The following is a 19294-nucleotide window of genomic DNA, read 5'->3' as shown; positions in this document are numbered from 1 at the left end:
GGCGGCTATGCGAGGTCGAATAAGGCCGGCACGTCGGCGAGGCGGGAGATCCTCCCCGGGCCAGGAGCTCCTCCCGGCACCAGATGCAGGGCGGGTAATCCGGCCGCCCCGGCGCCGCGGACATCCGATGTGAGGCTGTCGCCGACCATGAGGATGTCTTCGGCCGGAAGGCCGAACCTGTTCTGCAGGGCCGCGAAGAACGCGCCTTCCGGCTTCACGGCGCGGACATCGGCATCGCAGGAAAAGCAGGTGACATCGACGTGGCCGCCGAGCAAGCGTAGCGCGGGTTCGACATAGGCCGAGGCCAGGTTGCTGGCCAAGGCGAACCAGAAACCGGCGGCGCGTAAGCGCCCCAGCACGGCAAGGGCTTCCGGCACCAGTTCGATGGAGGCGAGTTCCCGGTCGAGATCGCGCCGCCATTCCGGGCGGAACTTGGTGCCGCAGGCCGCCGCGAAGGCCTCTATGGTGGGAATGGGCTCGCGGCGCGGGTCGAGCATGTGGCCGCCCGGCTGCCGGTGCGCCTCCGACAGCAACGACCGCCAGGGATTTGTGGGCGCACCAATGTGCAACAGGGTTCCGAAGCAATCGAAAGCCACGGCGCGGATATGCGATCCCGTCATGTCAGGCCTCCCGATCTTCGGGGATGCTGCGATTGATCTTCTCGACGTAACGATGCCCCGCAGGCAAGGTGAGGTGGCCGAGGGAGAGGTGGCCGCCGATGCACTCCGGGCAGAGATGATCGTCTTCAGTCAGATCCCTCGGCAGTCCTACGCCGATCCTCGCGATCGTCGTGCCGTCCTGTGCGACGACGAGCCGGTCGCTCCGCACCAGGGCGTGGCCGAAGACGGTCTGCGGGTCGAGCGTCGCAGAGCACCAAGCGCACAGGACCGTCGGAAAGGCGCAGCCAGGCTCGACCTCGTCCCAGTGCCGGTTGACCGGCAGGGTTGCCGCGCGCCCCTCGATCTCCGGCAGGGTGATGGGCCGGAAATCCCATATATCCACGCCGACATTCACGCTGTTGCGGGTTCCGGGCCAGTTCCGATGCACATGGCCGAACAACTGCAATCCGCCCCGCCGTGCCCCGGGCCAGGTGATCATCGGGTAATGGCACAGGAACAGCCGCCTGCCATCCACCAGGATGTCGGCTATCTGGGTCACGCTGTCCCAAGGCAAATCACGGATCCACGGCCGATCATGGTTGCCGAGAACAAGGTGCTTGCGGCCAGGAAACGCGTCGAACATCGCCCGGACCGCAGCCCGCTGGGTCCCGTTGGACTTGCCGACCGCGAAATCTCCGAGGATCCACAGATCGTCCCCGGGCCGGACCCGCGCCCGATATTGTTCAAGGATATGCGCGTCCATCGCCTCGACATCGGGAAACGGACGGTTGCAGAACCGGATGATGTTGGCATGGCCGAAATGCGGGTCCGCCGTGACCCAATGGGTCATGTTTGGTCCCCCTCGGGTCGATCTTTCGGCCGCAGCCTTGCCAGCTCGCGCCGCGCGGCGTGCAGGTTGTCCCGCAGACTGGACATATGCTGGCGGGCGGCCATCGCACCGCTGGATACGGCGCCTGCCGTCGCCGGCTCGAGCGCCGTGCCGGCCAGTTGCACCAGCACCAGCAGATCCTTGATGACGGCGGCATCATCGGCGGCGTCCGTCAGAGCCGACGACGCATGGGCGATGGCCGCCTGTTTCCTTGCCGTCCGGACATGCTTCTTTCCAGACATCGGGTTACCTCCTGTGCCGGTTCAGGATCGCGGAACGCATGGCGGTCGCGGGCCGGGCGGCATCAACGCGCTGCCCGGCCGGCGGAGCGTCGAATGCCTGCTTGATGAAGGCGTCGAAGACCGTGAAACCGGCCATCTTCAATGCCTCCTGCGGTCGGAACGGGCCTCGGCCGCAGCGTGGAACTTCATGATCCGGCTGCGGGAGACGGCAAGAAGGCGCGACAGGGTATCGAGATCCTCGAAGGGCATGAAGCCCGGGGTCGGGGGATACATCGACCAGGGGTCATGCTCCGTCCCCACATCCGCGGCCGGCAGGCCGAGGCCGAGCCGATACCAGCGCGACACCGTGCGCGCATGGCCCACGTCGGCATCGAGCGCGACCAGGGGAGAGGTGCGGGTGAGGGCATTGCCGAGCCGCGGATGTCCTGCAACGAAACCGCAGAGGACGACGACACCTGTCGGCGAAGCCAGCGGCCGCCACAGGTCGATGACAGGCGCAGCGGCGAGGTCGTCGGCGGCCGGTCCGGCCTCAGCCGCGGCGATCGCGGCCATCAAACGGTCCAGCCAAGCAAGGTCGTCGGGGGGCATGGCCTGTTCCTTTCGTGTCAGGGTGAAGAATTGCGCAGTGCGGGGGGCGGCGCCATGCGGGGGGCGTTCGACCGGGTTGGATTCACCCTGTCAGGAATTCCGTGGCGGTTCCGGCGGTCTCGGGCACGCTGCCGGTTGCTGCGCCGCCCGTGTGCTTGGCCCTTACAGGTGCCAGCCATGCGGCCAGGGCTTCACCCGCCAGCAGGCGCTCGCGGGCCAGTCCTCCGGCCATTGCCTCCAGATGCTGGCGATGTATGGCGAGGATCGCGCCCGCCCGGTCCTCGGCAGCCTCCAGCCGGATGCGGATGCGGGCGCGGGCCTCCGGGTCACGGAGGACGACCTCCGGCGGGGTTTCGATCCAGAGCGGCCCATAGACACCGAGGCCAAACAGCGTGTCGATCGACACCGCCAGTTTCGTTGCCCGGGCGAGATCGGAGTCCTCCGGTCCGCCGGCCCCGCCGCAGACATCGCCGAAGACCATGCGTTCCGCCGCTCGACCGGCCAGCCCGGAGGCGAGTTCGTCCTCGAAGTCAGCCAGCAGGTTCTGCTGCCGGACGAGCCTCCTCGTGGTCGTGCCGCCGCTGTCCGAAAGCCCGACCCGCATTACCTCGCCGCAGCCGAGGGCCGCGGCGACGATGGCATGGCCGCATTCGTGGATGGCGGCCCGCCGGATCCAGGCTGCGCCGACGACATCCCCGGCCACGAACTGTGCCCGCAGGTCCTCGAGGCGAAGTTCTCGCTTGGCTGCCCGGGCCAGAGCGCGGGCCTTGCGGACCGCCGCATCCACTTCGGCTGCACTGCTGCCGGTGGCGATGCGGGCAAGATCGCGCAGCTTCTCCTCACCGAAGCTCTCGCCGAGATGGCCGCGCAGGATGCCGTGGATCGCGGCGGTATCCGGCATGGGCACCTCGATCTTCAGGTCGAACCGCCCCGCCCGCAGTACGGCGGGGTCGATCCGGTCGGGGTGGTTGCAGGCCCCGACCACAATCACGCCTTCCTCGCGGCTGATGGAATCCATCTCCTCGAGAAAGCCGTTGATGACCTGCATCCTGTAGCTCGAGCCATGCCGGTCCCCTTCCTCGCGCGAACCGACCGCGTCGATCTCGTCGATGAACAGGATTGCCGGCACCTGCTTGCGCGCCTCGGCGAAGCTGCGCCGCATGGCTTTCAGCATGTCGCCCAGGTGCCCGGCGGCCTGCCACGCCGCAAAGCTTGCGGCGATGAAACGGACGCCGGCGCTATTGCCCATGGCGCGGGCCAACCACGTCTTGCCGGTGCCGGGACGACCGTAGAGGAGGAGCGAACGGCAGAGATCGGGCCAGGCCAGCTGCTATTGCTGCCAGAGACTCAGGTCCGCCACCAGTTGCCGCACCGCGGTCAGCGCCTCGCTATCGCCCGCGATATGCTCGAGCCGAGGCCCCGTCACGGCGGCCTTCTCCTTGGCGCCAAAGAAGCCCGTCAGCCGTCGCGCGGCCTCCAGCGCATCCGGGGCGCGCAGGGAAACGCGGAGCGCGATGTCCTGCAGATCCGCCAGGGCGGTGTCGGGCGGCAGGACGTCGCGCAGGGCATCGGCGTCGATCTCATCGCCATAGGCCAGCCGCAGGTGATGCAGCATGATCTCGCGGTCGACCGCCGCCAATCTGACCGGCGCGGGCAGATAGCGCGCGAGGTCCGGCTCCGGCGCCGCGTCGGCGGGTTGCAGGATCAGCAACGGCACCGCCAGTTCCAGCGCTTCAGCAATGTTACGATGGAAACGGCTCCGCTCCAAGGCGCTGATTCCCTCACCATCGGTCTCGGGCGCCAGCCGCAGGATGGCGGGCCTGTCCCCGCTGGAAGCATGCCGGACATGCGCCGGCTTGCTGCCGATCCGGCAACCGGGCGGAAAGAAGGCGAGGCGCAGCACGTCGCCGATCACCCTGACCTCGTCCAGTTCAACGCCTCCGAGCACCATGACGGCGCCGGGCGCCAGACAGCGGAGGAAAGCCTGATTGCTGCCGAAAGTGGCGGCGAGCCGGAGCGCCACCGAGACCTGAACGACCGAGGGCTGCGGCCGGTCCCGGGCGGCATCGTTTGGCCCCCCGTCCGGAACCTTGTCGAAGCCGAGATCGTCCAAGCCGGGGAGATCGTCATCTTCCGGCGGAGGTTCGGCTTCCATAAGCAGTTCCGGCATTGCGCAGGCCAAGCCGTCGGCTTCGGGAGCGGTCCGGACCATATCGCTGCCATAGCCATTCTGGGCGTCATCCCGCAGTGTCACGGTGAAGGACAGCCGCTGGAGTATCTCCTCGGCATAGGGCGACCAGGATGGGGGCTGATATCGGGGCATGGAGCTGGCCTTCCGGTAGAAAACAGGGGACCGGCCCACGAACTCGGCCGTGGGAGCGGTAAATCGGGTTCGGGGTGGCCGGCGCTACCGCCGGACTTCAGCGGAGCGAGGGTCCGTGCCGGGCGGTGGGCATGAAGGGACGGCCGGTCAGCCAGATGGAAGCATCGAACGTATCTGGCGACTGTGTCATGGCGGCTTCCATCGGTCGGACATGCGCGGGCCACAGGCGAAAGGCCCGGAAACCGCGATGCGGAGGGGTGCAGGTCAGGATGTTCGGAGCGGCCAGTAGAGGCGGCCGTTCCCTCAGCCATAGTCAGCGAACAACCCACCGCGCAATAGGAAAAATTTTATAATTTTCATATGCTTGCATTTTTCCGGAGGCCGATTTGCGGCCTATCCTCTTGGGCTGCCGGTAATAGCTGTCGGGTATTCGTTGTTTTTCCGGGCGCAAGAAAAGTTGGATGGTCCGCACGCCAGGCCTCTGTCCGAGGCTTCTGGAAGCCATTTTGCTCTCCAGAGGAGCGAATCACTGGGACGGATATGCGAGGTGAATCGCCGGGCTTTGGTGGTTCTCGTCAGCCTGCTTCGCCAAGGTGGCTTGCCGAGCGGCACAGCACCGGAACCGGAAAAATAAACTTTCAGCGCGAAATCAGAAAGCCCGCTCTCGCCCCGGCATCGAGGAACTCGTCAAGAAGCCCAGCATCGGTGTCGATATGGCGAGGGGGGGCGCAGTCGAAATCTGCAGGCGATACGCGATCCCCGAACAACAGGATCGCCTGGGCGGAACTGTCCCTGATCGACGACCATATGGTGCCGTGGGCGTTCGGGAATTCTCGCCATGCTTGGACCGCCAGGGCGCGACAGGATGCGTAGGCTGTAGCGGCAGGCCGGAAAAATTCTTCCGGATCGATGCCCCAGCCTCTCAGTTCCGGCGTGAAGAATGGCACGAGGTCCATATCCCGGCGAAGCCTCAGAATACTCACGCCCCTGGTGTCGAGAACTTGTCGCGGCACGGCAGAATAGGGCGATGGAATTCCGCGAAAGATGGTCTCATATGCCGCGCCATCGAACGTGGTGGCAGCATAGAGCGTAGGGATGCAGGTGCCGGCATCATCGTGGATCGGTGCGAATCTGGTAGGCGCGCCGAGGCATGGATTGAACAGCGCGCCGGGATAGGCGCGATCATGGTTTCTGTGCAGTGCGGTGCCGGCGGACAGCCGGAAAAAACGGATGGTCCGCAGGTTTTTCGGAAGGACGATGCTCACCCGATCACCGGCTGCGCCTCTTTTCCGGCAGCGTCGATGACGCCGGGATCGCCTTCCCGGATCAGATCGAGCGGGCGGGCACCGTCCAGAAAATCATTCGGTGCGACGAGCCAGAACGCCCGTTGCCAGGCGGACCGGTCAGCCGGAAGTGCCCGCAGAACCTTTTGCAGCAGCGGCAACGGCTGGCCATCGGCGTCGAACTGGAAGGTCGGAAAGACCATTCGTCCGTGCAGGTTCAGCCCGAGAATGCGGCCAGCCTTCTTCCAACTGGCGGCGGTCTGTGCCTTGTTGGTCCCGCCATGGCCCGCACGATCATGAACCGCCGCGGCGTCGATCACGGGAAATTCGTTCAGGAATGCCTTGCGCATCTCGGCATTGGCAAGATCGATCCGCGCTTCGACGGCGGAGAGCGGGTCGAACTCGAGGATCACCTCGAGCAGATCTTCAATGCGTTTTTCCTGAAGTTCCTTGCGTTTCGCGGGAAGCAGACGGAAGACGGTCGAAAGCACATGCCAGACCGAACCACTACTGCCGGCCTGTCCTGGAAGAACCATGACAGCACCGTCATCGGACAGATCCTTGAGCTTTTCGCGCAGAGCAACCACCGGAATTGCTGCCGGCGGGAACCGGCTCGGCGCTCCGGCATCAAGCAAATACAGCTTTTCAACCACGATGGCCTCCTTTTAGTCAAACAGCGCCACTGTAGGGCACCCACACGGGAGAGCATATATGGAATATCCATATAGATAGTATATGAGATATGTCAAGATAGCCAAGGCGGGAACTGCCCTGCGTTGGACGAACTTCGGCCCCGATCCGAGGCTCGAGGGGACCAGGAGATGAGCTTCTTGCCGGATTTTTCTGCGCAGCCGCGGCTTCAGGGAGGAATGCTTCGCCCGGTGGCACGCCCGGCGGCCTCCGCTTCGATGTGGTCGAGCGCCGACGCCAACTGATCCAGCGCGACCTTCTGAGGATCGGCGACATGGTCAAGGATATGGCTGGACGCGAAATAGCTCTCCAAGGCACGCGATGTGCCCTCGTCCTTGTGCGATGCCTTGTGCGCGAGGATCTGATCGATCGTGCGCGGGGCAGTTCCCAGGATCCTCATGATCGTGGCCCCGGTGCGGCGCAGGTCGTGCCGATGCCAATTCCCGGTTTGGGAGCGCGTATGGATCGCCTTGGTGATCCGGGTCCAGTTGCCCAACGGGCCGCCCTCGGAATTCGGAAACACGAGATCATCCGGCCTGCGGGCAGCGAAACCCGGCAGCTGGCCGAGAAGTGTAATGGCAGCGTCCGACAACGGCAGGCTCTGCTGCCGGGGCGCCCCGGATATCGTCTTTACATAAGGCTTGTGCCAAGCACCGGAGTTCTCGCGGAAATCCCGCCATCTCATCCGCTGAAGTTCTCCCACGCGGGCGCAGGTCAGCAGCAGAAAGCGCAGCGCAATGGGCCGAAGGTCGGCCTCGGGCCCTACCCGGGTTTCAAGATCCGGCGGCGCCGGCCAGATCAGGAGGGGGAGGATCCTTGCGAGTTCGTGATGGTCGAGAGCGCGATCGCGGAACCCCGTGATTTCATTGTCGTCGCTCGCTGGGTCGTGGGTCTGGCGCAGATCGGCCACATCCAGCCGGCCAGGACGTCCCAGACCGATCTTGTTGAACCTATTGCGATGGGAGCACCAATCGAGGACAGGCATGAGATAAGCGCGGGCTTTTGACACCTGGCCATTCGCGCTCGTCTTGCCGGACTCCGGCAGGTAGGTGTTCATCGAACGTGCCAGCTCCCCGAGTCCTATTTCGGAAATGCGGGTATTCAGGAACTTGCCGAAGACGGCCTCGATCCGGTGCCAGGCCTCGCTGCGTTTTCCGGTCCCGGTTTTCTGCCAGATCTTCCGTTTGGCCGACATTTCGGCAGCGTATTCGTCGAGGATAATGCCGAGCGTCGGGATGCCGCGTTGCAGCTCCGCGGCAGTTGCGGCCGCCACACGTTCGGTTGCCGCCGTGACATCGGCCCCTTCGCGCACCCTCCGACGAAGTTCTTCGGTCTTGGCGCGAGCCTCGACCAGCTTGATATCCGGATACTGCCCGATAATCGCGTTCTGGATTCTACCGTCCGATCCGCGAAGCCGCAGGGCAAAGGTCTTCTTGCCGGTCGGAAATGCCCGCAGAAGGAGGCCGGCCTCCTTGCTGTCCGATATCTCGGTGCGCGCCGAAACCTTCAGCGTCCTAATGTAGGCATCCCTCAGTTCGCGCTTCGCCATGATCACCTTCCCCCGTGCCACCGTTGTGCCACGGCCGATCCCGTGGCACAACGGTGGCACAGGACGGCCAAGCTACCCCTGATGAAGATGAGTGGTGGCGATGAACTCTTGGAATAATTCTATTCACTATAAACATACAGATATGCGAAAAAGTATTTCCAAAAATACCTCATGGTGAAACATGGGAAATCGGGCTGAAAACCCATCTTGGCGGATTGAAAATCCGCGTGTCGCTGGTTCGATTCCGGCTCTGGCACCACTTAACTCCAATAATTCAGCAACTTGATGATTGTTCTGCTCGCTTATCTCGCAGCAGGACCGCTTCGATCAAAGATCGGTCAAACACTGTCGTAGGGGCATCGCTGTGGTCTAAAGAGTTTCATCCCTTCCTTTTCTGGTCAAGCAAGCCAGAAGCGTGCCTGACGAAACCTTAGGGATATGGAATCGGTCGACCAGAATGCTGCACCGACGAGGTATCCCGGCAGGACACTGTTCGAACCTCGCGAGGCGGAGGTTTGGTCGATCAAAAACTTCCTACTCTATGGGGCCCAGTTCTTGAACTCGATCCCAAAGAAGCCGGGGCTGTCCGAGTAACGGTCACCTTTGGGGTCCACGTAACTCAGCCAGTAGAGCGAAGCTGGTTCAGCCCTAATTGGTCTCTGGCGGACTAGGCTCGCGACTCATTGATCACATTCAGACGATGACGCTTGCAGCGACGCCAAAGTCCCCTGGACCAAGGTCCACTTGGCTGCGCCAGCGAATCGATATATTGCAGAAAACATATCGAAGAGCGCCATCTTGAATACGCACACAGCACTTGGAACGCCGGGGCTGATCCGGCTCGAAGACCTGAGGCTCGCGCTTGCCCGCGACACCGTCGCCGAGGGTCGGCGCAGGCGCAGCTGGGAAATCGAGGGCACCTACCATTGTTTCATCGTCGGCACCCGCTTGGCGACCACAGATGTGCGACAGGGCGCTTGCGAGGGATGGCCGCGAGAGTGTCGGGGCGGATACGGCGGAGTTCTCTCGTGACGGCGCGACGCCGCTTAATGTTTGTGGCAGGCCGGGCATGCGCGAACGGCTGTGCGGCATCGTGTCGGGTCTGGGCGGCAGTCTTGACGACCATGACGGCGGGACCCAACATGCGCCAAAGCCTGTTGCCGGGGCGGGTCGGGCGGGACGACGCGGTGGTCTTCCCGGTCGACTGCGTCAGCCATTGGGCGATGAAGCAGGTCAGGCGGCTCTGTGTCGCGCAAGACCGACCTTTCTACGCCTTGCGGTCGGCCAGAATTACCGCCTTTCTGGGGGCGTTGCCGCAGATCAGGGCGGCCCTGACGGGTTGAGACCGATGATGCGCTTCAGCGGGGGCGCAGAACGTGACGGGAGGGAAGGATGCAGACACCGGCCAGCCAGCACGTCACGCGCGTCGAATCCGCCATCCGCTCCGGCCAAGCGGCGCGGTCGACGATTGCGGCCTCCTGGGCCCGGTCGGTTGCGCTCTACCGGCTGGACCCGGCCGCCGCCGGACAGGCCAACCGGCTGACGGCCTCTGAACTTGCACTCGCGCGCGAGCGGATGGGAGCCTTGCTTCCCACCGCCGCCCCGCACCTCGACCGGCTGTTCCAGACCGTCGGCGGGCTTGGCGGCTGCATCGTGCTGGCCGATGCCGAAGGTGTGGCCCTCGACCGTCGCGGCCATGCGGGCGACGATGGCGATTTCCAGGCGGCGGGCCTGTGGACCGGAACCGCCTGGTCCGAGGCGCGGGCCGGTACGAACGGGATCGGCACCTGCCTGGCCGAAGCCCGAGCCGTCACCATCCACCGCGACCAGCATTTCCTGGCCCGCAACATCGGGCTCAGCTGTTCTTCGGCCCCGGTCTTCGGGCCCGAAGGCGACCTGATGGCGGTGATCGACGTCTCGACCGCGCGGGCGGACCTGCCCGAAGCGGTCAGCGGGCTGATCGGCGCCACGGTCAGCGAGGCCGCCCGCCGGGTCGAGGCCGATCTTTTCGGCCAGGTGTTCCACCGCGCGCGCGTCGTGCTGGTGCCGGGCACCGACCGCGCCGTCGGGGCCATGCTGGCGGTCGACGCCCAGGACCTGGTGATCGGGGCCAGCCGGGCGGCCCGGCAGCAGCTGAACCTGTCGGGCAACCTGGCGCTGTCGCCAAGGCCGCTTGCCGACGTGCTGGGGCAGGGGGCTGCCGACGGGTTCGAGGATGCCGAACGCGCCGTCATCGCCCGCGCCCTGGCGCGCACGAATGGCAACATCTCGGCTGCCGCGCGGGCGCTTGGCCTCAGCCGCGCGACGCTGCACCGCAAGCTCGACCGGCGCTGACCGCAGTTTGTCCCGGAACCTGTCGCAGGTCTGCGACAGGTCGGCCCTGCGATTCGATCCACCCGGGATGACCGACTCACTCCTTCCCCGCAGCATTCCGTCAGGGTCGCCTGGAGGAGGCGGCCGAGCCAAAGGAGGAGAACGCATGACCAAGATGGATCCCAAATCCCTGACCGCCGCGCCGTTCCAGAAGCGCTACGACAACTTCATCGGCGGCGAATGGGTCGCGCCGAAATCCGGCCGCTACATGGAAAACATCTCGCCCGTCACCGGCCTGGTGGTCTGCGAGGTGGCGCGGTCGGACGCCAAGGACATCGAACTGGCGCTGGACGCTGCCCACAAGGCCCGCAAGCGCTGGGGCGAGACCAGCACCACCGAACGCTCGAACATCCTGCTGAAGATCGCCGACCGGATCGAGCAGAACCTCGAAGCCATCGCCATCGCCGAGACCTGGGACAACGGCAAGCCCCTGCGTGAGACGATGGCCGCCGACATTCCGCTGACCGTCGACCATTTCCGCTATTTCGCCGGGGCGATCCGCGCGCAGGAAGGCTCGATCGGCCAGATCGACAACGACACCGTGGCCTATCACTTCCACGAACCCCTGGGCGTCGTCGGCCAGATCATCCCGTGGAACTTCCCGATCCTGATGGCGGCGTGGAAGCTGGCCCCGGCGCTGGCGGCGGGCAACTGCGTGGTACTGAAACCGGCGGAGCAGACCCCCGCCTCGATCATGTACCTGATGCAGTTCATCGCCGACCTGCTGCCGCCGGGCGTGCTGAACATCGTCAACGGCATCGGCGAGGAAGCGGGCGCCGCGCTGTCCTCGTCCAAGCGGATCGCCAAGATCGCCTTCACCGGCTCGACCCCGGTCGGCAAGATGATCATGAAGGCCGCCGCCGACAACCTGACCAACATCACCCTGGAACTGGGCGGCAAGTCGCCGAACCTCTTCTTCGCCGACGTGATGAATGAGGACGACGCCTTCCTCGACAAGGCGCTGGAAGGTTTCGCCATGTTCGCGCTGAACCAGGGCGAGGTCTGCACCTGCCCGTCCCGCGCGCTGGTGCAGGAATCGATCTACGACCGCTTCATGGAAAAGGCCGTCAAGCGGGTGAATGCCATCGTCGCGGGCGATCCGCGTGCGACCGCAACGATGATCGGCGCACAGGCGAGCCAGGAACAGTATGACAAGATCAGCTCGTATCTGGACATCGGTCGCAAGGAAGGCGCCAAGGTGCTGACCGGCGGAGCGGTGAACCACTTCGGCGGCGATTTGTCCAAGGGCTTCTACATCCAGCCCACCATCTTTGAAGGCAACAACAAGATGCGGGTGTTCCAGGAAGAAATCTTTGGACCGGTCGTGTCGGTGACCACCTTCAAGACACTGGAAGACGCGCTGGAGATCGCCAACGACACCGTCTTCGGCCTTGGTGCAGGTGTCTGGAGCCGCGACACCAACACCGCCTACCGCGCCGGTCGCGGGATCGAGGCGGGCCGGGTCTGGACCAACTGCTACCACGCCTATCCGGCAGGCGCGGCCTTCGGCGGCTACAAGCAGTCCGGCATCGGGCGCGAGACGCACAAGATGATGCTCGACCACTACCAGGAAACCAAGAACCTGCTGGTCAGCTATTCGCCCAACAAGCTGGGCTTCTTCTAAGCCCGCAGGACCGACAAGAAGGGGGCGCCCGTCGCCCCCTTCTTCATGCCGTCGTCAGAACACCCCCACCACCTCGTACATCACCGGCTCGAAGCCGCGGCACAGCTCGTTGATCCTGCGGTTGCGCTCGCGCATCTCCGGGGTGCGCAGCATGGCCTGATAGTCCTCGCGGGCACGCCATTGCGAATAGTTGCAGACCCGCGTCCTGGCGTCGTTCATGTGCAGCCCCGCGTTGATGAACCCCGGCTGGCGGCTGATGCAGTCGCGGTAGGCATCCTCCAGCGCCTCGACGAGGTCAAAGGCCATCGCTGGCGTGGTCTCGAAAGTGGTGATGACGGTTTGTCCTTGGAAATCCTTGACAATCTTGGGCATGTCGGCCTCCCTTTCCTTGTTCGCAGGATGGCACGAACCGGGGGCAATGGCATGAAGTTTCTCGACCCGAACGACCCGTTCTTCGCGCGTCCCTGGGTGCGCTGGGTGACGGTGCTCCTGCCCCTTGGCTGGGCGGGGGTGGAGTTCTGGCAGGGCACGCCGTTCTGGGGGATGCTTTTCCTTGCCGCAGGCCTTTACGCGGGCTGGATGCTGTTCTTCAACCGCTCGCCGGACTAGTTCATCCAGTCCGGTCGCGGCAGGTTCAGCGCTTCGGGGTCCGACAGGTAGATCGCGCCGAAGACCAGGATCGCCGCCAGGATCACCGCGAAAGCGATCTTCCAGACCGACCAGGGCCGCTCGCCCTGCACCTCGCCAGTCTGGCCGTTGACCAGGAAGCGGTAGCTTTTCCCGTTGTACTTGTAGGCCGCCATCCAGATCGGCAGCAGGATGTGCTTGAAGGTCTCGTCCGACCAGTCGGTGTCGACGGAATGGACGCGCTGCTCATCCCCGCCGATGTCGCGGCGCACGTCCTCGCGGATCACATCCGACATGCGGTCGCGGGCCTCGTCATTGCCATCGGCCAGCGATACCGCATAGCCCTCGGCCTGAAATCCGGCAAGAAATTCGGGGTTGTACGGGGTCAGCGCGCCAAGGTCCCAGGGGGTCAGCTCATCGCCCAACCGCTCCGGCAGGCTGCGCGAGGCCATGATCAGCACATCGTCGAAATCGCGCGCGACCCGGCCCGAGGCGGAATACCAGCGGGTGCGACGGACCTGTTCCTGCCGGGTTTCCATCTTGCCATTCACCCGGACCTGCACCGTCCGCGTCTCGTAGTAGTATTCCCCCCGCTCGCCCGAATAGCGGCTGGAGGTGTCGGCATCGAAGGTCCAGAACGGCACATAGACCCCGTTCATCGCCCGGCCCTTGCGGGCATATTCCAAAAGCGTGCTGGGCGCGAACCACAGGCTGCCCATCCAGGCCACCATCGCCTTGCGCGCTTCGGCTTCGGTCAGCGCGAAGGGCACCAGCGCCTGCGGCTTGATATGGCGCTGGGTGCCGGTGTCCAGCACCACGGGTGTCGCGCAGAACGGGCATTCGGTGGCATGGGTCGCCCCGGTGATTTCCACCTGTGCGCCGCAGTTCGGGCAGGTCGTGGTGCGCACATCGACCATTTCGCCGCTGGAAAGGTCGTCGCGCAGTCCTTTCGCCAGATCAAGCTCTTGCAGGGCCTTTGCCCGGCTGCGCGGGGCCTCGGCGGGAATCTCCTGCACATGGCCGCAGTGGTCGCAGACCAGCCGCGTCTGGCCCGGCGCGAAGCGCAGTTGCGCCCCGCATTGTTCGCAGGGCCAGCGGTATTCGTCTTGCGGCATGATTGGGTGTCAGGGTTTCGGCGGTGGCGGCGGCACGCTGTCCAAAAGGCGGGCGAGGTCGGTCTCGGCGGCCATTTTCCAGCCGTCCTGGCCCGGCGTCCAGACCATCGTCGCGCGGGTCAGCCGGCCTTCGGCGGCGGCCTTCGCCAGATCCCCCTCGCCGAAAGGCCCCGAGGTCGCGCCATCGACCGCCAGATGCCACTGCTTGCCCGCGGGCGGCGGCGGAGGGGGCGGCGGTGGCGCGGCAGCGGCCCCCGGCTGCGCCCCCCAGGGACCCATGTTCTGCGCCATGCTCGCGCCCATGCCCATGCCCATCCCGGCACCCATCGCCGAGCCCATCGCCGACCCCGGCTGGCCCATGCTTTCGGCGGCGTTGTATTGCATGTAGCGGTTCAGATCGCCCACCACGCCCATCGAGGTGCGCTTGTCCAGGGCCTTCTCGACCTCTTCCGGCAAGCTGATGTTCTCGATGTAGAATTCCGGGATCGACAACCCGTATTCGCCGACCTTCGGCGCAATCGCGTTGGCGATGATCTTGCCCAGATCGGCCAGGTTCCCCGCCATGTCCAGCACCGGAATCCCGGACTTGGCCAGCACCTGCGAGGCTTCCTGCACGATGATGTTGCGGATCTGGAAGCTGATCTCGTCCGCGGTGAACTCGCCATCCGTCCCGACGATTTCCTTGATGAACTTGCCGGGATCGGTGACGCGCATCGAATAGGTGCCGAAGGCGCGCAGGCGGACCGGGCCGAATTCCGGGTCGCGCGCCATGATCGGGTTCTTGGTGCCCCATTTCTGGTCGTTGAACCGGGTGGTGTTGACGAAATAGACCTCGGACTTGAACGGCGACTGGAAGCCGTGGTCCCAGTGCTGGAGCGTGGTCAGGATCGGCATGTTGTTGGTCTCAAGCATGTAGAGACCCGGGGTGAAGACGTCCGCAAGCTGGCCTTCGTGGATGAAGACCGCCGCCTGGCCTTCGCGCACCGTCAGCTTGGCGCCGTATTTGATCGCCTGGCCCCGGCGATCAAAGCGCCAGACCATCGTATCTCGGGTGTCATCCAGCCAGGAGATGACATCTATGAACTCGCCCTTCAGGAAATCGAAGACCATTGGACTCTCCGTTGCTTGCTCAACTGTCGCCGCCGGTCATCCGGCGGGCAAGGGTTTCGACGATGGGCCGCACCTCGGCCACCGACATGCCGGGGTGCAGTTCCGGGCTGTAGAGGATGCGCAGCATCATTTCGTCCTGGTCGGTCAGCAGCGCGAATTCCTCGTCGTCGTTGAAAATCGACGGCCGCGCGCGCGGGGAATCGTTCGGCAGGCCAAGGCCTTGCGTCATTTCCTCGTGCAGGCAGGACAGGCGCAGAAGGTCGGGGTGTTCGGCCCGGATCACCGCGAAGGCCCGGGTATAGGCGCCGGAATTGCCCTCGGCCATCGCATAGACCAGGCAATAGGTCGACCGAGGCATCTGGGTGATCCCGGCAACGTCGGATGGCGACAGGCCGGGCAAGGTCGCATTGATCACCGGACCCAGCGCCTCGCGCTCATCCTCGGACACGACATAGACGAAGAAATTCGGGTTGCCGTCGTCGACCGACATCGGATGCCCGGTGATCTGCGCAAGGCGTGCGACGAAACTGGCGATCCGGGCGCGGTCGGTGGCCTGCCGGTCGGGCGAGACGCTCGGCCCGAAGCGGACGCCGACGCGGATCGGCGCCTCCCAGCGGCGCAGGCGGCTTTCGGTTTCCTCGCGCACGAACCCGCCCGAGCCCCGGCGGTATTCGTCATACAGCGCCACCCGCATGAAGTTGTCCGTCAGCGTCCGGGCGCTGACCGGAATCCCCTCGCCACCGTCGGTCCGCAGCATCCCCTGGCTCAGCAGAAGTTGCTGCACCTGGGTGTAATAGCTTGCCGCTGCAGCGCTTTTCGCCGTCGGCACGGCGGGGACGACGGGAACCGGCATGGGCGGCGGCTGGACCGGCGCGCGTGCCAGGCAACCGGCAAGCGCAAGGCAGGCAGCCCCGGCCACCAGCGTTCGGACTGTTCTTCCCGCCGCCATTCCCGTCCCGCTTGCCCCTCAGGCCCCGGTTGACGGAGCGGACTGCCGCGCCTTGGCCGAGGCCAGCGTGTCGCGCAGTTCCGCCTCCATCTTCACCAGCTCTGCCTCGGCCGCCGCACGCTTCGCCTTGCCCTCGTCGGCGATGGCCAGGCTTTCGTTGATCGTCGCGATCAGCGTCGCATTCGCCTGTTTCACCGTCTCGATGTCGAAGACGCCGCGCTCCATCTCCTCGCGCACCACCTTGTTGGCTTCCTGCAGGTTCTCGGCGTTCGACTTCAGCAGCTCGTTGGTCAGGTCGTTGGCATCCCGAACCGCCTCCGCCGCCTCTTTCGAGCGCTGGATCGTCACCGCCTGCGCCAGTTGCGTCTCCCACAGCGGCACGGTGTTCACCAGCGTCGAGTTGATCTTCGTCACCAGCGACTTGTCGTTCTCCTGCACCAGCCGGATCGAGGGCAGCGACTGCATTGTCACCTGCCGCGTCAGCCGCAGGTCATGCACCCGCCGCTCCAGGTCATCCCGCGCCGCCCGCAGGTCGCGCAATTCCTGGGCGCGGATCACCTTGTCGCCCTCCGCCGCCGCGGAAACCTCGGCCTCCTTCGCGGGGATGGTCTTGCCATCGGTCTCGGCCAGCTTGGCCACGCCCGCCGCGATATAGAGCGCAAGCTCGTTGTAGAAGGTCAGCGTCTTCTCGTACAGGATATCCAGGCTCTTGATATCCTTTAGCAAAGTGTTCTCGTGGATCAGCAGCTCGCCGGTGACCTTGTCGATCTGGCCCTGCACGTCCTCATATTTCGCGACGAATTCCGCGAAAGGCGCGGCGCGGCCCAGCAGGCGCTCCCACCAGCTTGCCTCGCGGCGCAGGTCCAACTCATCCACGGCAAAGCCCCGGATCGTGGTGACGATCTTGCGCAGGCTGTCCCCCGCCGGGCCCACGTCCTTGTTCTTCACGTCCTGCAACATGGCCTGGCTGATCACCTGAAGCTCTGCCTGCGCGGCCGAGCCGAAGCTGATGATCGACTGGGTGTTCGACAGGTCCACCTCGGCCATGCGCTTCTTGATCGCCTCGGCCTGGTCGGCGGGCGCGGCCTCCAGAGGCACGACCTCGGCCATCGGTTCGGCCAGGATCACGGCGTTGACCTTCTCGACCTCGGTCAGAAGGGCCTGGGCATCGGCTTGGACGGTCTCGGACATGGGCAACTCCCCTTCGGGTTCAATGGTCAAGCTTGAGGCGGTCGCGCAGCACGGCGATTTCCACGTCAAGGTCGGTGCGATTGTTCGACAGGAACGCGGTGGTCTTCTGCGCGAAGGTGGTTTCAAGGTCGGTCAGCAGCGACTCGTAATCCGAGCGGGCGCTGGCGTCCCGGGTCTGGGCATAGTGGTCGGCAAACTTCACCGTCGCGTCGCGGGCGCCCATCAGGTAGATCGACAGGTACTTGCGGGCCGCCGTCAGGTCGCCGGGATCGGCCTCGACCGTGCGGAACAGGCTGCGCGCGGCGGCGGCGAACTGGTCGACCCGGCGTTCCAGGCTGCGGTCGCGGGCGCGCAGGATCGCGTCCTGCATGCCCTTGAGATAGGCCTCGCCCTCGGCAACCGCATTGGCGACGCGGCCGGTCTGGAAGGCGTCGATCCCCTCCATCCCCTTGTCGGACATCGGGTCCAGCCCGAAGGCCCCCAGATGCAGCGCGGTACCCACCAGCGCGTAAAGCACCGGATAGACCAGCCCCTGATCCGCGATCACGCCCCCCAGCGCCAATGCGGCCCCGGTCAGCAGCGCCCCCAGCAGCTTGCGCGGCAGGGCCGGGCGGCGGGCTAGCGTGCGGGATGCGTAGGCGGCTTCCGCCCGCAACCCCTCGCGGGTCAGCCAGGCCGAGAGGATCAGGCAACCCCCGGCGGCGAGGCCCAGCAGCATGGCGCGCGGATCGTCGCCGAAGGCGGGGATGAGGAACAGGAAGGCCGACAGGAACAGGACCGTCGCCCGCCACAGGCCGCGCGGCAGAACGGGGGCCAGCACGGGCGGCAAGGCGGGGCCACCGGCAGCCGGGCTTGGGCTTTGCGGCGAATACTTGCCGCCGAACCGTTCTGCCATCACATGCCCCCCGACCAGGCCACATAGGCCACCAGGGCAACGAGCAGGGCCAGCGACAGGTTCCGCAATCCGCTTCCTGACATGGTCCCCCTCGCGAACCGCCTTCACGCAAGGACCTTAGCCGATGCCCCGCGCCCTTGCCAGCCGCCAAGACGGGGAATAGGCGGCATTATTCCCCTGCAAGGGTCAGCCCTGTCGCGGGCCTTTCGGCCTTGGTCCCGGACGGGGGCCGGTGCCACGCGCGGGCTTTCCGCGATCCGCCGGTGGCCGGTCGTCGCCGCTGCGCGCGGGCGGTCGGGTGGCCTTCTTCCAGGTCTCGGACAAGGTCTTCAGCCCCTCGCCCGGCTTGAGCGTCTTGCGGGCGGACTTCGCCGGATCGTCGGTTGAGCGGCCCGCCTTCGGCGCAGGCTTCGGGTCGGCTTTCGGGGCGCTGCGCTTCGGGCGCGGCTCGCCCTCTTCGGTCAGTCCCAACTGGTCGCGCAGGATGCGGGGTTTCACTTCCTCGACCTCGCCGGGTTTCATCTCGTTCAGCCGGAAGGGGCCATAGGAGGTGCGGATCAGCCGGTTCACCGTCAGCCCGACATGGGCCATCGCGCGACGGATCTCGCGGTTCTTGCCTTCGCGGATGCCCACGGTCAGCCAGGCATTCGCGCCCTGGTGGCGGTCGAGCTTCACGTCCATCGGCTGGAACCGCTCGCCCTCGATGGTGACGCCCTTGCGCAGCGGGTCGAGGTCGGGATCGGTCGGGTTGCCCTTCACCCGCACCCGGTATTTCCGCAGCCAGCCGGTCGAGGGAAGTTCCAGCCGCCGCTTGAGTTCGCCGTCGTTGGTCAGCAGCAGCAACCCCTCGGAGTTGAGGTCGAGACGACCGACCGACATCACCCGCGGCATGTCCTCGGGCAGGTGGTCGAAGACGGTGTCGCGGCCCTTCTCGTCGGACGCCGAAGTGACCAGCCCCTCGGGCTTGTAGTAGAGCCAGAGGCGGGGCGGTTCGGGCTGGCCCACCGGCTCGCCCCGGACGGTGATCTTGTCCTTGGCGGTCACGTTCAGGGCGGGGGAGGTGATGGTCTTGCCGTTGACCTTGACCTCGCCCAGTTCGATCAGCCGCTCCGCCTCGCGGCGCGAGGCGATGCCGGCGCGGGACAGGACCTTGGCGATGCGCTCGCCTTCGGGGGTTTCGCTGGGGGATTGCTTGTCTTTCGGCGCCATCGCGGTGATCCTTGGGCGCGAGGTGGCCAGCCCCGGGG

21 protein-coding genes are annotated in these 19294 nt (G+C 65.5%); 4 read left to right on the top strand and 17 right to left on the bottom strand.

What is annotated here, in order from left to right; translation table 11 throughout:
• Window positions 1-5 precede the first annotated feature (5 nt).
• The 10 genes from ACE3P6_RS07610 to ACE3P6_RS07565 form a co-directional block, all read right to left on the bottom strand.
• Window positions 6-620, bottom strand: a complete 615-nt coding sequence (locus ACE3P6_RS07610; protein WP_374393401.1) for an HAD family hydrolase — start codon at window positions 618-620, stop codon at window positions 6-8.
• A gap of 1 nt (window position 621) precedes the next feature.
• A complete protein-coding gene (locus ACE3P6_RS07605) occupies window positions 622-1449 on the bottom strand; it encodes a metallophosphoesterase (protein WP_374393399.1) in 828 nt (275 codons plus the stop codon).
• On the bottom strand, window positions 1446-1730 hold the full coding sequence (locus tag ACE3P6_RS07600) for a hypothetical protein (RefSeq protein ID WP_374393396.1): 285 nt from the start codon (window positions 1728-1730) through the stop codon (window positions 1446-1448). Before ACE3P6_RS07600 ends, ACE3P6_RS07605 begins: the two co-directional genes overlap by 4 nt.
• Before the next feature lie 4 nt (window positions 1731-1734).
• Window positions 1735-1866 carry a hypothetical protein gene (locus tag ACE3P6_RS07595; protein ID WP_374393393.1) on the bottom strand — a complete coding sequence of 44 codons (132 nt, stop codon included), beginning with the start codon at window positions 1864-1866 and terminating at the stop codon, window positions 1735-1737.
• A 2-nt stretch (window positions 1867-1868) separates the two neighbouring features.
• On the bottom strand, window positions 1869-2318 hold the full coding sequence (locus ACE3P6_RS07590; protein ID WP_374393391.1) for a DUF6634 family protein: 450 nt from the start codon (window positions 2316-2318) through the stop codon (window positions 1869-1871).
• Between the two features lie 82 nt (window positions 2319-2400).
• A complete protein-coding gene (locus tag ACE3P6_RS07585; RefSeq protein WP_374393471.1) occupies window positions 2401-3645 on the bottom strand; it encodes an AAA family ATPase in 1245 nt (414 codons plus the stop codon).
• Window positions 3646-3648: 3 nt separating this feature from the next.
• Window positions 3649-4641 (bottom strand): hypothetical protein, encoded by a 993-nt coding sequence (locus ACE3P6_RS07580; RefSeq protein ID WP_374393388.1) that lies wholly within the window; start codon window positions 4639-4641, stop codon window positions 3649-3651.
• A gap of 638 nt (window positions 4642-5279) precedes the next feature.
• On the bottom strand, window positions 5280-5906 hold the full coding sequence (locus ACE3P6_RS07575) for an RES domain-containing protein (RefSeq protein WP_374393385.1): 627 nt from the start codon (window positions 5904-5906) through the stop codon (window positions 5280-5282).
• A complete protein-coding gene (locus tag ACE3P6_RS07570; RefSeq protein WP_374393382.1) occupies window positions 5903-6577 on the bottom strand; it encodes a hypothetical protein in 675 nt (224 codons plus the stop codon). Before ACE3P6_RS07570 ends, ACE3P6_RS07575 begins: the two co-directional genes overlap by 4 nt.
• 206 nt (window positions 6578-6783) lie before the next feature.
• On the bottom strand, window positions 6784-8163 hold the full coding sequence (locus tag ACE3P6_RS07565; protein WP_374393380.1) for a tyrosine-type recombinase/integrase: 1380 nt from the start codon (window positions 8161-8163) through the stop codon (window positions 6784-6786).
• 986 nt (window positions 8164-9149) lie between these two features.
• On the opposite strand from ACE3P6_RS07565, the gene ACE3P6_RS07560 reads away from it, so the two are divergent.
• The 3 genes from ACE3P6_RS07560 (at window position 9150) to adh (ending at window position 12160) form a co-directional block, all read left to right on the top strand.
• On the top strand, window positions 9150-9506 hold the full coding sequence (locus ACE3P6_RS07560; RefSeq protein WP_374393378.1) for a DUF2325 domain-containing protein: 357 nt from the start codon (window positions 9150-9152) through the stop codon (window positions 9504-9506).
• 49 nt (window positions 9507-9555) lie between these two features.
• Window positions 9556-10497 carry a helix-turn-helix domain-containing protein gene (locus ACE3P6_RS07555; RefSeq protein WP_374393376.1) on the top strand — a complete coding sequence of 314 codons (942 nt, stop codon included), beginning with the start codon at window positions 9556-9558 and terminating at the stop codon, window positions 10495-10497.
• A 145-nt stretch (window positions 10498-10642) separates the two neighbouring features.
• Window positions 10643-12160, top strand: coding sequence for an aldehyde dehydrogenase (gene adh, locus ACE3P6_RS07550; protein WP_374393373.1), 1518 nt, complete (start codon window positions 10643-10645; stop codon window positions 12158-12160).
• A 54-nt stretch (window positions 12161-12214) separates the two neighbouring features.
• On the opposite strand, the gene ACE3P6_RS07545 is transcribed toward adh, so the two are convergent.
• Entirely contained in the window at window positions 12215-12532 is a 318-nt protein-coding gene (locus tag ACE3P6_RS07545) for an antibiotic biosynthesis monooxygenase (protein ID WP_374393371.1), read from the bottom strand.
• Window positions 12533-12583: 51 nt separating this feature from the next.
• Here ACE3P6_RS07545 and ACE3P6_RS07540 point away from each other — a divergent pair, with 51 nt between their 5' ends.
• The gene (locus tag ACE3P6_RS07540) at window positions 12584-12769 is read left to right on the top strand and encodes a hypothetical protein (protein WP_374376822.1); all 186 of its coding nucleotides are present in this window, start codon (window positions 12584-12586) and stop codon (window positions 12767-12769) included.
• Here ACE3P6_RS07540 and ACE3P6_RS07535 read toward each other — a convergent pair.
• From ACE3P6_RS07535 to ACE3P6_RS07510, 6 genes are all read right to left on the bottom strand, one after another.
• On the bottom strand, window positions 12766-13902 hold the full coding sequence (locus ACE3P6_RS07535; RefSeq protein ID WP_374393369.1) for a primosomal protein N' (replication factor Y) - superfamily II helicase: 1137 nt from the start codon (window positions 13900-13902) through the stop codon (window positions 12766-12768). The genes ACE3P6_RS07540 and ACE3P6_RS07535 overlap by 4 nt on opposite strands.
• Window positions 13903-13911: 9 nt before the next feature.
• Window positions 13912-15012, bottom strand: coding sequence for an SPFH domain-containing protein (locus tag ACE3P6_RS07530; RefSeq protein ID WP_374393366.1), 1101 nt, complete (start codon window positions 15010-15012; stop codon window positions 13912-13914).
• 19 nt (window positions 15013-15031) lie between these two features.
• Window positions 15032-15865 (bottom strand): DUF2927 domain-containing protein, encoded by an 834-nt coding sequence (locus tag ACE3P6_RS07525; protein WP_374393363.1) that lies wholly within the window; start codon window positions 15863-15865, stop codon window positions 15032-15034.
• A 114-nt stretch (window positions 15866-15979) separates the two neighbouring features.
• Window positions 15980-17152, bottom strand: coding sequence for a toxic anion resistance protein (locus tag ACE3P6_RS07520; RefSeq protein WP_374393360.1), 1173 nt, complete (start codon window positions 17150-17152; stop codon window positions 15980-15982).
• Between the two features lie 19 nt (window positions 17153-17171).
• Window positions 17172-18047 (bottom strand): 5-bromo-4-chloroindolyl phosphate hydrolysis family protein, encoded by an 876-nt coding sequence (locus ACE3P6_RS07515; protein ID WP_374393357.1) that lies wholly within the window; start codon window positions 18045-18047, stop codon window positions 17172-17174.
• A 186-nt stretch (window positions 18048-18233) separates the two neighbouring features.
• Window positions 18234-19256 carry a pseudouridine synthase gene (locus tag ACE3P6_RS07510; protein ID WP_374393468.1) on the bottom strand — a complete coding sequence of 341 codons (1023 nt, stop codon included), beginning with the start codon at window positions 19254-19256 and terminating at the stop codon, window positions 18234-18236.
• Window positions 19257-19294 lie beyond the last annotated feature (38 nt).

This window comes from Tabrizicola sp., assembly GCF_041911175.1.
GTDB lineage: Bacteria > Pseudomonadota > Alphaproteobacteria > Rhodobacterales > Rhodobacteraceae > Tabrizicola.
The sequence above is the reverse complement of the archived record's forward strand: the minus strand, read 5'-3'. Positions and strand labels throughout refer to the sequence as shown.